The organism is Pseudomonas sp. FW215-R2, from assembly GCF_058789255.1.
The window spans coordinates 38493-50887 of record NZ_JBYTBO010000029.1; the positions used below are offsets into that span (position 1 = coordinate 38493).

13 protein-coding genes and 1 pseudogene are annotated in these 12395 nt (G+C 61.4%); 8 read left to right on the plus strand and 6 right to left on the minus strand.

Going from position 1 to position 12395, the window contains the following annotated elements; genetic code table 11:
- Nucleotides 1-66: 66 nt before the first annotated feature.
- A complete protein-coding gene (locus tag AC3WRD_RS27580; protein ID WP_102619589.1) occupies nucleotides 67-1374 on the minus strand; it encodes a sensor histidine kinase in 1308 nt (435 codons plus the stop codon).
- Nucleotides 1371-2111, minus strand: coding sequence for a response regulator (locus AC3WRD_RS27585; protein ID WP_085708690.1), 741 nt, complete (start codon nucleotides 2109-2111; stop codon nucleotides 1371-1373). Before AC3WRD_RS27585 ends, AC3WRD_RS27580 begins: the two co-directional genes overlap by 4 nt.
- Before the next feature lie 306 nt (nucleotides 2112-2417).
- Here AC3WRD_RS27585 and AC3WRD_RS27590 point away from each other — a divergent pair, with 306 nt between their 5' ends.
- The 3 genes from AC3WRD_RS27590 to AC3WRD_RS27600 all read left to right on the plus strand — a co-directional run bounded on the left by AC3WRD_RS27590 (nucleotide 2418) and on the right by AC3WRD_RS27600 (nucleotide 4298).
- On the plus strand, nucleotides 2418-2681 hold the full coding sequence (locus AC3WRD_RS27590) for a DUF2790 domain-containing protein (protein WP_096822885.1): 264 nt from the start codon (nucleotides 2418-2420) through the stop codon (nucleotides 2679-2681).
- Nucleotides 2682-2708: 27 nt separating this feature from the next.
- Nucleotides 2709-3005 carry a hypothetical protein gene (locus tag AC3WRD_RS27595; RefSeq protein WP_102619590.1) on the plus strand — a complete coding sequence of 99 codons (297 nt, stop codon included), beginning with the start codon at nucleotides 2709-2711 and terminating at the stop codon, nucleotides 3003-3005.
- A 78-nt stretch (nucleotides 3006-3083) separates the two neighbouring features.
- Nucleotides 3084-4298 carry a cytochrome c biogenesis protein DipZ gene (locus AC3WRD_RS27600; RefSeq protein WP_102619591.1) on the plus strand — a complete coding sequence of 405 codons (1215 nt, stop codon included), beginning with the start codon at nucleotides 3084-3086 and terminating at the stop codon, nucleotides 4296-4298.
- Between the two features lie 18 nt (nucleotides 4299-4316).
- Here the strand turns inward: AC3WRD_RS27600 and AC3WRD_RS27605 are convergent, their stop codons facing one another.
- Entirely contained in the window at nucleotides 4317-4778 is a 462-nt protein-coding gene (locus AC3WRD_RS27605) for a GNAT family N-acetyltransferase (RefSeq protein WP_102619592.1), read from the minus strand.
- Between the two features lie 225 nt (nucleotides 4779-5003).
- On the opposite strand from AC3WRD_RS27605, the gene AC3WRD_RS27610 reads away from it, so the two are divergent.
- Nucleotides 5004-5276: a DUF4242 domain-containing protein gene (locus AC3WRD_RS27610; RefSeq protein ID WP_102619593.1), complete on the plus strand. Its 273-nt coding sequence runs from the start codon at nucleotides 5004-5006 to the stop codon at nucleotides 5274-5276.
- Between the two features lie 33 nt (nucleotides 5277-5309).
- The gene (locus AC3WRD_RS27615; protein WP_096822880.1) at nucleotides 5310-6122 is read left to right on the plus strand and encodes a class I SAM-dependent methyltransferase; all 813 of its coding nucleotides are present in this window, start codon (nucleotides 5310-5312) and stop codon (nucleotides 6120-6122) included.
- A 45-nt stretch (nucleotides 6123-6167) separates the two neighbouring features.
- Here the strand turns inward: AC3WRD_RS27615 and pcsA are convergent, their stop codons facing one another.
- A complete protein-coding gene (gene pcsA / locus AC3WRD_RS27620; protein WP_102619594.1) occupies nucleotides 6168-6890 on the minus strand; it encodes a phosphatidylcholine synthase in 723 nt (240 codons plus the stop codon).
- A gap of 259 nt (nucleotides 6891-7149) precedes the next feature.
- On the opposite strand from pcsA, the gene AC3WRD_RS27625 reads away from it, so the two are divergent.
- Complete coding sequence (locus tag AC3WRD_RS27625; protein WP_096822878.1) at nucleotides 7150-7893, plus strand: tellurite resistance TerB family protein; 744 nt, start codon at nucleotides 7150-7152, stop codon at nucleotides 7891-7893.
- Nucleotides 7894-8015: 122 nt separating this feature from the next.
- The gene (ligD, locus tag AC3WRD_RS27630) at nucleotides 8016-10535 is read left to right on the plus strand and encodes a DNA ligase D (RefSeq protein ID WP_102619595.1); all 2520 of its coding nucleotides are present in this window, start codon (nucleotides 8016-8018) and stop codon (nucleotides 10533-10535) included.
- Here ligD and AC3WRD_RS27635 read toward each other — a convergent pair whose 3' ends face one another.
- Both AC3WRD_RS27635 and AC3WRD_RS27640 read right to left on the minus strand, forming a co-directional pair.
- A complete protein-coding gene (locus AC3WRD_RS27635; RefSeq protein WP_102619596.1) occupies nucleotides 10536-10937 on the minus strand; it encodes a hypothetical protein in 402 nt (133 codons plus the stop codon).
- A gap of 96 nt (nucleotides 10938-11033) precedes the next feature.
- Nucleotides 11034-11348, minus strand: coding sequence for a DUF2388 domain-containing protein (locus AC3WRD_RS27640; protein WP_102619597.1), 315 nt, complete (start codon nucleotides 11346-11348; stop codon nucleotides 11034-11036).
- 247 nt (nucleotides 11349-11595) lie between these two features.
- On the opposite strand from AC3WRD_RS27640, the pseudogene AC3WRD_RS27645 reads away from it, so the two are divergent.
- Nucleotides 11596-12354, plus strand: a pseudogene (locus AC3WRD_RS27645) (MCP four helix bundle domain-containing protein); the annotation flags it as partial.
- Nucleotides 12355-12395 lie beyond the last annotated feature (41 nt).

The following is a 12395-nucleotide window of genomic DNA, read 5'->3' on the forward strand; positions in this document are numbered from 1 at the left end:
ATGTAGCCGTCGACTTCGCGCGATGTCATCCCGGACACCCGCAGGCCGGCGTCGCTTAAACAGCCATCACGAATGAAGCGGTAACTTCAGCTCCGCACACAACCCGCCACCGTCACGGTTGCTCAGATTCAGCGAACCACCCAGCGCCATCGCCAGTTGCTGGGCAATCGCCAGTCCCAGGCCGGTGCCACCCGTACTGCGGTTGCGCGAGTTTTCCACGCGGTAGAACGGCTCCATCACCTGCGCCAGTTCTTCTTCGGCAATCCCCGGCCCGCGATCCATGACTTTGATCGACAGTTCGGTGTTTTTACGTTCGACGTACAGTTCGGCAGCGCCGGCGAACTTCAGCGCGTTGTCGGTCAGGTTGACCAGCACCCGGCGCAAGGCGTGGGGACGGGTGTCGATGACGGCATCGCTCTTGCCGCTCAATTGCACTTCTTTGCCCATGTCCTGATAGTCGAACACCAGGCTGTCGAGGAATGAATCCAGATTGGTGCGCCGACTTTCTTCGGTCGAACCGTGGATGCTGCGCGCATAGGCCACGCCTTCACGCACCAGATGCTCCATCTCGCCGAGGTCGTTCCACAGTTTGTCCTTTTCCGCCGAATCGTCCATGAACTCCGCGCGCAGTTTCATACGGGTGATCGGCGTTTGCAGGTCGTGGGAAATCGCTGCCAGCAATTGCATGCGTTCCTTCAGGTACGCGGCGATCCGCGCCTGCATGGTGTTGAACGCACGGGCGGCGTAGGCCACTTCGTTCGGGCCTTTTTCGTCCAGATTGATCGGATGGGCGTTGGGGTCGAGGGTTTCCACCGCGTTGGCCAGGCGGGTGAGCGGGCGAATGGCGATGCGAACTGCCAGCCAGGTGCAGGCGATCATCAGCGCCAGTTGTCCGAGCAGCACCACGGGTAACCACGGCGACAGCGGCACCATCGAAGGTCGCACATCGATGGTCACCGGGCTGCCGTCGCTCAAGCGCAGGTGGCCCTGAAAGTGCTTTTTCGGCCCGGGAATATCGGTGAAGGTCAGCGGGTAGGTTTCGCCGATGGCATCGGTGATCGAGGTGACGGCAATCGGCACGTCACCCGGGCCGATCGGCGTGCCCGGTTCGCCTTCGCTCAACAGGTAACCGTAGTTGTTCCTGGCCAGACGTTCGAGCCACATCGGGCGTTCGTCGGCGGGCAGGCGGTCGAGGATCGCAATCGAGGTCGAGACGTCGGTTTCCAGGTTGCCGAGCATGGTGTTCTTCGCGCTTTCATAGCGCTCGTAATACTGCGCACCGAACGACAGCGCCTGCGCCAACAGCAAACCGATCAGGAAAATCAGCGACAACCGTGAGGCCAGGGTACGCGGCCAGTGCAGGGCAAACGTCATGCGGGGGCTCCGAGGATTTCGACCGGTAGCGAGAACACATAACCTTCACTGCGCACGGTCTTGATGTAGGCCGGTTCGCGGGCGTCGTCCAGCAGGCGCTGGCGCAAACGGCTGACCAGCAGATCGATGGAACGGTCGAACAGATCGGCGTCGCGGCCCTGGGTCAGGTTGAGCAACTGATCGCGGCTCAACACCCGTTGCGGATGATCGAGGAACACCCGCAGCAAGCGATATTCCGCACCGCTCAGGGCGACCATGGTGCCGTCGGTGTCCAGCAGATGCCGGGCCGAGGTGTCGAGCTGCCAGCGACCGAACGCCAGCAAACGGCCGCTTTCGGTGACCACCAGGTTGGGCGGCAGCATCCGTGTACGGCGCAGCACCGCGTTGATCCGTGCCAGCAGTTCACGGGCGGCGAAAGGCTTGGTCAGGTAGTCGTCGGCGCCCATTTCCAGGCCGATGATGCGGTCGGTTTCGTCATTGCGGGCGGTGAGCATCAGGACCGGCGTGGCCTTGTGTTTGCCGGCGCGCAATTCGCGGCACAGCAGCAGGCCGTCATCGCCCGGCATCATGATGTCGAGCACGATCAGGTCGACGGTGTTGGCTTCCAGGAAACTGCGCATCTGCCGGCCATCGGCGACCACGGTGGTGCGCAGACCATTCTTCTTCAGGTAATTGCCAACCAGTTCGCGAATCTCGCGGTCGTCGTCGACGATGAGAATGTGATCGACATGATCCATGGAGCCAAACCTCTATCAAGGGGGGAATGCCTCGCAGTCTATAGAGCCCGCGCGGGCTCGCCTGCCTGCCTTTGTATTGCAGTGTATCTGGCGCAACGACGGATACACGGGGACGCAAAAACACGATTTTTTCAGGGTTTTGTATCGCTGTGTATCCCCCGGCGGGCGAGATACGTAGCGATTTATACCTGCCGTTTCCCGACACAGACGGGATACCTCGCGAGCTTTAAATGAGCTCCATCGAGGCACACCACAGCGCCTCGGCTCAATCAACGACCTACCCATTGAAGCCTTGAGGAAATCGCCATGAACAACAAATCCGTAATCGCCGCCTGCCTGTTTGCTGCCCTGAACATCTGCACCCTGTCGGCCCGCGCCGAAGCGGTTGCCGCTCCGCAAACCTACACCTACGGCACGCATCTGGACATCCAGAAAGTGATCTCGATGAAAGAGGACAAATCGATGACCTGCGGCATCGTCGACGCCCGCATGACTTACCTCGATTCGGCCGGTCAGACCCGCGTTCTCGACTACAGCAAATTCGCCGACGGCTGCGACAACCAGAACTGATCCGCCCCCAATTAAAGGAAGACCGCCATGAACAACGTATCGCGTTTCTTGACCGCCATTGCCTTCTCGTTTGCTGGTGTTGCGGCGCACGCCAACAGTGCCGTCGAACAGAATAGCTGCGCCGGCAGCACCTGCTTTCAACTGAGCCCGGTGGCCAAGCAGGGCAGCGATGCCCTGATCGCCGCCGACGGCGCCAGCCACACGCCGCAAGGACAGATGGTTGCAGCGGACGGCTCCAGTCATACCCCGCAAGGCCAGACGGTGGCCGAAAACGGCGCCAGCCGAACCCCACAGAGCCAATGGCTGGACAGCCAGACCGCTTAAGTCCCTGAGCGTGTCTGTCGGTCATCGGCAGACACCTCTTTTATCGGCAGACCGCCCATCCTTCAAGAGGTGAACCTCATGTTCCTTATCGCTTTCCTGGGCGGTCTGTTGACTGTCCTCAGCCCCTGCATCCTGCCGGTGGTGCCGTTCCTGTTTGCGGGCGTCGACCGCAGCCGTTCTTCGATCCTGCTGACCCTCGGCGGCATGGCCCTGACCTTCGCGGCGATTTCGAGCCTTGCGGTGGTCAGCAGCGAGTGGGTGATTCAGGCCAACAACACCGGTCGGCACATCGCCCTGGTGGTGATGGTGCTGTTCGCTTTGTCGCTGATTTCCGCGCGCATTGGTGACTGGCTGGCGCGGCCGTTTGTATTGCTCGGCAATCGTCTCGATCCGGACACCCGGCAGAAGGCCGGCCCCATGGGCTCGATCATGATCGGCGTTGCCACGGGGTTGCTATGGGCGCCGTGTGCCGGCCCGATCCTCGGCGTGATCCTCACCGGCGCCATGCTGCAAGGCGCCAATGCGCAAACCAGCCTGTTGCTGCTGGCCTACGGTACGGGCAGTGCGTTGTCGCTGGGGACGCTGATCTTCGCCGGTCGCGGCCTGGTCAACCGGTTGAAACCGTCGATCCCGTTCACCGGCTGGTTCCGGCGCGGGGCGGGGGTTGCGGTGTTGGCGGCGGCGGCCGTGATCTCCACCGGCGCGGATAAAACCTTGCTGGCCGGCACGTCGTCCGAAGGCGTCGCCAGCGTCGAGAAAAACGTATTGGAAAATGCGCCGAAAGTGGTCGACTACTTCATCAGCAAAGTGCGGGCGGATTCGACGGCGGAGGAGCAGGGCAAAGGCGCGATGCCGTCTCTGACCGGCGCAGTGCAATGGCTGAACTCACCGGAACTGAGCGCCGAATCCCTGCGTGGCAAAGTGGTGCTGGTGGACTTCTGGACCTACGACTGCATCAACTGCCAGCACACGCTGCCATACGTGAAGGACTGGGAGAAAAAGTACGGCAAGGACGGCCTTGTGGTGATTGGCGTGCACACCCCGGAATACGGTTACGAGCGGATCATCGACAACGTCAAGGATCAGGTGAAGAAACTCGGCATCACCTACCCGGTGGCCATCGACAACAACTACGCGATCTGGCGCAACTTCGACAATCAGTACTGGCCGGCGCACTACCTGATCGACGCCAAGGGCCAAGTGCGTTACACCCACTTTGGCGAGGGGCGTTATGAGGCGCAGGAGCAGATGATTCAACAGCTGCTGAAAGAGGCCAAGGCGCCTGCAGCCTGAACCGCGAACATCAATGGCTCACAGGTCGCGCACCATGAGCCATTGTTCGTTGTCCCAGGCCTGAAAACGCTCCAGCACTGTCCAGCCGCGTTTTGCGTAGTAGTCCTGTTTGTTTTGCGTATGCAGGTAGAAACGCGGCAGGCCTTGTTTCTTTGCTTGCTCGGCAATCCCTTCGATCAACTTTTCTGCCAGCCCCTGACCGCGAGATTCGGGGCTGACCAGCACGCAGGCCAGCCAAGGCTCCAGATCCGGTCGTTGCGCAAGATCTGCACGAGCCAGTGCCGCGCCACCCAGCAAGTGCTCGCCGTCCAGTGCGATCAGGCAGCGCCAATCACCATTGGTTTGCCCTTCGGCAAATTCCCGCTGCCATTCGGCCAATGGTTGATGGGCATATTCGTAGTGAAACTGGCGGTGGATCCACTCGGCGTAAGTGTCGCTGTGCTGCATGTGGTCGGCGAGCCATTCGAGGCGCAAGGACATGGTCGGATTCCGTTCTCGGGTCGGGAGCGCATGAGAGCCGATCCGCTCGCGCATTGGCAACCCCCGGCAGTGTTTCGGGACCTTTACAAAATCCCGCCATTCATCGGCGAAAGCCCGGTTTACGGGCTCTTTAGACGATTGGAGGGGACGCCGGGCGGCCTCGGCGCGATAGTGGTGGAGCAGGGTGATGTGAACCCTGTCACACATAAGAAAAGCGAGGTTGCCATGCCGAAATTCGTGATTGAACGCGAGATTCCAGGGGCCGGAAAGCTGTCGGAGCAAGAACTCAAAGCAGTGTCGCAAACGTCTTGCAACGTGCTGCGTGAACTCGGGCCGGAGGTGCAGTGGCTGCAGAGTTACGTCACTGCCGACAAGATTTACTGCGTGTACATCGCACCCAACGAAGAGCTGGTGCGCGAACACGCCCGGCAAGGGGGATTCCCGGCCAACAGCGTGTCCCGGGTGACGACCATCATCGACCCGACGACCGCCGAGTGACGCCTGATCCAACCTGTCGTGGAGCACCTGTTCATGAGTACCCCCGTTGATCTCACTGCCCTGAAGGAACGCCAGAAAGTCGCCTGGGCCAGCGGCGACTACGCCGTGATCGGCACCACCCTGCAGATCGTCGGCGAAACCCTTGCCGAAGCCTGCGACCTGCGTTGCGACGAAGAAGTGCTGGACGTCGCCGCCGGCAATGGCAATGCCACGCTGGCTGCGGCACGCCGTGGTTGTCTGGTGACGTCCACCGACTATGTCGCGGCGCTGCTGGAACGCGGCCAGGACCGGGCGCGAGCCGAACACCTGGACGTGACCTTTCAGGTGGCCGACGCCGAAGCGCTGCCATTCGCCGATTCCAGTTTCGATGCGGTGCTGTCGACTTTCGGTGTGATGTTCGCACCGGATCAGACCAAGGCTGCGAAGGAGTTGGCGCGCGTCTGCCGCCGTGGCGGGCGGATCGGCTTGGCCAACTGGACGCCGGAAGGCTTCGTCGGCCAGATGTTCAAGACCCTTGGCCGCCATCTGCCACCGCCACCCGGTGCCCAGCCTCCGTCGAACTGGGGCGCGGAAGCCTGGTTGCATTCGCAGTTCGATGATCGCCAGTTCCAGGTGCAGGTGACTCGTCGTCACTTCAACTTCCGCTATCGCTCGGCGGCGCATTTCATCGACATCTTCCGCCACTGGTACGGGCCGGTGCACAAGGCGTTCGCGGCGTTGCCGCCGGAGAGCGGGCAGGCGCTGGAAGGCGATCTGACGCAATTGATCGACGGGCTGAACCGGGCAGGACCGGAATCGATGGTGGTGCCCAGTGAGTATCTGGAGGTGGTGATTACCAAACGCTGAGCACAAACCCGTGTGGGAGCGAGCCTGCTCGCTCCCACGGGATTTCTATTTCAGGTGCGAAGCATCAAACCACTCCAGCGCCGTGCGCCAGATGCAGATGCCGAGAAAGTACGCCGACGCCAGCAACCACAGGCCCATCACCAGTGGATTGATCACCGGGTGGTTGATCACCAGCGACAGACTGCACAGCAACCAGATCGCCGTCACCGCGATATTGATCGGCATGAAGCGCCGCACGCGGAACGGGTGCAGGAATTTCATCCGGGTGATGGTCAGCAACGCCAGGCCGATCACGGTCAGGAAGGTGAGCCACGGCCCCGGGCCGATGATGTACAGGCACAGCGCAACCACGTTCCAGGCAGCGGGGAAACCGACAAAATAGTTGTCCTTGCTCTTCATGTTGACGTTGCAGAAGCAGAACAGCGACGACACCAGAATCAGCGACACCGTCAGCAGCAGCGTGTAGTCGGGCAGCGGAATGTAGCGATAGATGAACAGCGCCGGAATGAACACATAAGTCAGGTAATCGATCACCAGATCGAGGATCGATCCGTCGAAACTCGGCAGCACCGACTGCACATTGACCTTGCGCGCCAGCGCGCCGTCGAGGCCGTCGACGATCAGCGCCACACCCAGCCACATCAGGCAGTGGGTCGGCTGGTTTTCCAGCAGGGCGAGGGTGGCCAGAAAGGCAGTGACCACGCCAGTCGCGGTGAAACCATGGGCGCCCCAGGCCTTGAGCCTGGCGATGTGGACGGTCGATATCACAGGGGCGTTCTCCAGAAAGTGAAGCGAGCCGGGTATCACGCTTGATTGACAAGGGTGGCGGCCAACCGGGTCGGGTTTGCAGCTATCGACCGGTCGGGCCGGGATAAGGTTCACCCTTCATGAATCTTAGCTGGCCGGGAAAATTTTTCGACGCCGAAATCGCTTCCCCGCAGCAGCGTCAGCCAAACGGTGCTGGCGCAACGCGTGCGGAGGTCTATCGTTGCCTGACGCTGTTACGCCTTTGCCTGAGGACGATGTCATGAACACCAGTGATTTGCTCGAACAACTGCTGCGAGGCCAGGCCTCGGCGGGACAACAAAGTGGCGCTTCGGCCGGCGATGGCCTGGGCGGGCTCGGCGGTTTGCTGGGTGGCCTGCTGGGCGGCGGCGGTAACAGCGGCGGCGGTTCGCCTGCCGGTGGATTGGGTGGCCTGGGTGGGCTGCTCGGCGGATTGCTCGGTGGCGGAGCCTTGGGTGGCGGGGCGCTTGGCGGCGGTACGCAGAGTCGTTCCGGCGGCACCAACTACGCGGCACTGGCTTCGCTGGGCATGATGGCGTTCCAGGCGTATCAGGCCTGGCAGCGCAGTCAGGCATCGGCGGCGCCGCAACAAACACCGCAGACCGCAGACCTGTTGGCCGGCCCGCAAGTCGAGGAACACAGTCACGCCGTGCTGCGCGCGCTGATCGCGGCGGCCAAGGCAGACGGCCGGATCGACGATTCGGAAAAACACCTGATCAGCAGCGAAATCGGCCGCCACACCGACGATCCGAACCTGCAGCAATGGCTCGACGCTGAAGTCGCCAAACCGCTGGATGCCAGCGAAGTCGCGCAAGCCGCCAACAACGATCCGGCGGTGGCCGCCGAAATGTATATCGCAAGCGTGATGCTGGTGGACGACCAGCAGGACGCCGAGCGCAATTACCTGGATGAGCTGGCGGCGGCATTGCAGATCGATCCCGAATTGCAGGTGCATCTGGAGCAGCAGGCCAAAGGCACAGCCTGAAACACGTCATCACCCAAGCCCCGGACGTTTCCATCCGTCCGGGGCTTTTTTATGCCGATTGAATTTTTCTCCGCCAGCGTCGCTCTTCTGCATAACAGGACCCGATTGCAGCCGGAGCCGCCATGAACAGGAACCTCGACGACTACAACCGCATGCGCGACTTCTCGGCAACCTCTGAACCGGCGGCGGTCAAGCGGCGGGGCAAGAAGGCTGATGCCGATCACGCGTTGCAGTTCTGCATCCAGAAGCACGACGCGTCGCACCTGCATTATGACTTTCGCCTGGAACTCGACGGTGCGCTCAAAAGCTGGGCGGTGCCCAAAGGCCCGTCGCTGGACCCCACGGTCAAGCGGCTGGCGGTGCATGTCGAAGACCATCCGCTGGATTACGCGACCTTCGAAGGCAATATTCCCGAGGGTCATTACGGCGCCGGGGACGTAATCGTTTGGGATCGCGGCGTGTGGATCCCGCTGGAAGACCCGCAGAAGGCCTACGCCAAGGGCAAACTCAAGTTCGAACTGCAAGGCGAGAAGCTTGGCGGGGTGTGGAATCTGGTGCGCACCCACATGCCGGGCAAGCAGGAGCAATGGTTTCTGATCAAGCATCAGGACAGCGCCGCCCGGCCGCAAAGCGATTACGACGTGCTGGTCGCCGAGCCGGACAGCGTGCTCAGCGAGCGTACCTTGGTCGATAAACCCAGGCTCGACGCCAGACAAGTCAAACCGCTCAAAAAGCCAGCGCGCAAGCCGGCCTCAGGAAAACTTGTTGGCGCACACAAGGCCCGGATTCCCGCGCAGTTGAAACCGCAACTGGCCACGTTGGTGGACAGTGCGCCGGCGGGAGACTGGAGCTACGAAATCAAGTTCGACGGCTACCGGATCATGGCGCGCATCGATCATGACGACGTGCAGTTGTTCACCCGTAACGGTCATGACTGGACGCACAAACTGCCGGAGCAAGTCCAGGCGCTCGCCGCGCTGGGGCTGGAATCGGCCTGGCTTGACGGTGAAATGGTCGTCGCCGACGAGGCGGGTGTTCCGGATTTTCAGGCGCTGCAGAACGCGTTCGAAGCCAACCGCAGCGCGAACATCATTTATTACCTGTTCGACCTGCCTTACCTCAACGGCGTCGATCTTCGCGAAGTACCGGTCGAAGAGCGGCGCGCGGCGCTGGCCACGGTATTGAAGGCGCACAAGGATCCACTATTGCGCTTCTCCGAAGCCTTCGACGAAACCCCGGAAGCGTTGCTCAACAGCGCCTGCCAGATGCAGATGGAAGGCCTGATCGGCAAGCGTCTCGGCTCGCCGTACGTGTCGCGGCGCAGCAGTGACTGGATCAAGCTCAAGTGCAAGCATCGTCAGGAATTCGTGATTGTCGGCTACACCGATCCGAAGGGTTCGCGCAGTGCGTTTGGTGCGTTGTTGCTGGGTCTGCACGATCGCGACAGCGGTGAATTGCGTTATGCCGGCAAGGTCGGCACCGGTTTCAATGAGGCCACGTTGAAAAGCTTGCTCGCGCAGTTGAAGCCCTTGCGGGCGAAGAAACCGGCCGTGGTCAACCCGCCGAGTGGCTTCGAGGTCCAAGGCGTGCACTGGTTGAAACCGAGCCTGTTGGCGGAAGTCGCGTTTGCCGAGATGACTCAGGACGGTTCGGTGCGCCATGCGGTGTTTCATGGCGTGCGTGAGGACAAACCGGCCCGGGACATCACTCAAGAGAGGGCCAAAACGGTGAAACAGTCTGAATCAGAACCCGGCCTGGCCAGCGGCAAGGTGCGCATCACTCACCCCGACCGGGTGATCGACGCCAGCAGCGGCACCACCAAGATGCAACTCGCCGAGTATTACGCCAGCGTCGCCGAGTGGATCCTGCCGCAACTCAAGGATCGCCCCGTGGCACTGGTGCGGGCGCCGGATGGCATTGCCGGTGAACTGTTCTTCCAGAAAAACGCCGAACACCTTGCGATCCCGGGCATCCGCACGCTGGACAAGGACGTCACCGGGCAACCGGTCATGTTGATCAACAATGCCGAAGCGCTGGTCGGCGCGGTGCAGATGAGTACCGTCGAACTGCACACCTGGAACGCCACCACGGTGGACCTGGAGAAGCCCGACCGCTTTGTTCTCGACCTCGACCCGGACCCCGCGCTGCCCTGGAAAAGCATGGTCGAAGCCACCGCCCTGACCCTGACCGTGCTGGATGAACTGGGTTTGCGGGCATTCCTCAAGACCAGCGGTGGCAAAGGCATTCATCTGGTGGTGCCGCTGATCCGCAAGCACGGTTGGGACGAGGTCAAGGATTTCAGCCATGCCATCGTCAGCCACATGGCCAAGCTGTTGCCGGAACGGTTTTCAGCAGTGTCCGGGCCGAAGAACCGGGTGGGGCGGATCTTCATCGATTACCTGCGCAACGGTCTCGGTGCCACCACCATTTGCGCCTACGCGGTGCGCACCCGCGAAGGGTTGCCGGTGTCGGTGCCGCTGTTTATCGATGAAGTGAAGGAGATCAAAGGCGCCAATCAATGGAACGTGCATAACGTCCACGAACGACTGGCGGAGGTCGGTGATGAGCCCTGGGCGGACATGAAGAAAACCCGGCAAAGCATCACGGCCGAAATGCGCAAACGGGTCGGCATGAAGAAATGATCAAGTGTCGCGCAGCAAGTCGTGGGCGTTGAGCAATTGGAAGGCGACTTCCGGATGCTTTTTCAGACCGCGGCGGATGGCGGCCGGAATGGATTGTTTTGTCTTGCGGCAGAGGCCCGGCAGATCGTCGATCCTGATATCGATCCCGAGCATGGTCTTGACCACGTTGTCACCGGGGGCGATTTCCACGCGAATACCCAACTGCTCGAACATCCTGCCTTGCAGGCGTTCGAGATCGGCCAGGCTTTGCAGGTTTTCCAGGCGATCCAGCAGGCGTTTTTCTTCCTGCCGGGTCAGCAACAGGATGCGTATATCTGCACCAGGATTTTCCAGCAGCGGATCGCGCCCGCAGTCGCAGACACCGGGAGGGCAGGGGGAGCGGATCGGGGCGGAAATCGTCATGGCCTCCATCATAGAGGCCGTTCGACGGTTTTGCCCATGGTCGCCCGCCTGCCGTCCATCGGCAGAGTGCAGAGCTGGCGACGTCGAGCGTACGGCTTACTGCGACAAGCCTTCGTAATGAACCAGGATGGCGTTGGCCAGCTCTTCATCGCTGGCATTCAGACCGGGGTTGTCCTGGCGAACCTGTTGCAGCACCGACTCCAGATACACGCCACGGATGGCTCCGCCGCTGGCGACGAAGGCGGACAGGTCGTCACGGGCCGGAATCACCATTTTGTGATCCTTGAAGGTGGAGTACAGCGACGCTGAAACACCCGCCGATGTGGCGACATCTCCCGCATCCACACGGGCGAAGGCCGATCCAAAGGGCAGGCACAGCACAAGAGACGAAACGAATAATAAACGACGCATGACGGTGTTCCTCCAGCAGCGTAAAGCGAAAAGGAAGTTCCACATAATGTGAGAGGTGCCGCGTGGCTCGGGAGTTCCATGGGCCGGAACAAGTTGTCGGGGCTGCAAACCGAGAACTGCCGCACAGTGTTCTTTTTTACCGGATGTGACGACACACGTTGAGACGCTCTAACCCGGCGGGTTCGCGGAAATAGGCTTAACTGAAGCGTTGAAAGCGCTGTGCGGCGCGACCAGGGAGAAAATTACCGTGTCGATCAAACTGCGTTTGGTGTTGCTGATTGCGACCAGTCTGCTGACGGCGCTGATCGTGAGCCTGGTCAGTTACGTCGGCAACCAGCGGATGGCTTCGGCGGTCAGTGACAACGCGGTCAGCATGAGCGCGCTGCGCAACCACATGGAAGCCGACATGATGCACGACGCCCTGCGCGCCGACGTCTATTCGGCGATGCTCGTAGGGTTGGGCAAAAGCACCAGCACGGCGGACGAGGTGCGCAGTTCCGTCGAAGAACATGCCGCGCATTTTCGTGAGGTACTGGGCGAGAACCTGAAACTGCCGCTCGACGCCACGATCCGGGCGGCGCTGGAGCAGATCCGGCCAAGTCTCGACACTTACATCAACGCCGGCGAGCGGATTGTCGGGCTGGCGCTGGACAACCCGGACACGGCGCAACACGAACTCGGCACGTTCAGCGCCGCGTTCAGCCAGCTCGAAGAGCAGATGGCGTCCCTGAGCGAACTGATCGAAACCAATACCCGGCAGACCAGCCAGGGCACCGAAGCGGCGATCCGCAACGCCAATATCGCCCTTGGTGTCGTGTTGATTGCCAGCCTGTTGCTGCTGTTGGTGCAGGGGCGCTGGGTGATCCTGAGCATCACCGGGCCATTGAAAGCCGCCAGCCGCATTGCTGAAAGCATTGCCCATGGCAACCTCAGCGAGCCGATCGCCGAGCCTTCGGGCAAGGACGAGGCCAGCGTGCTGATCCGCACGCTGGCGACCATGCAGCGGGATCTGCGCGACATGATCGACGTGGTACGCCGCAATGCCCA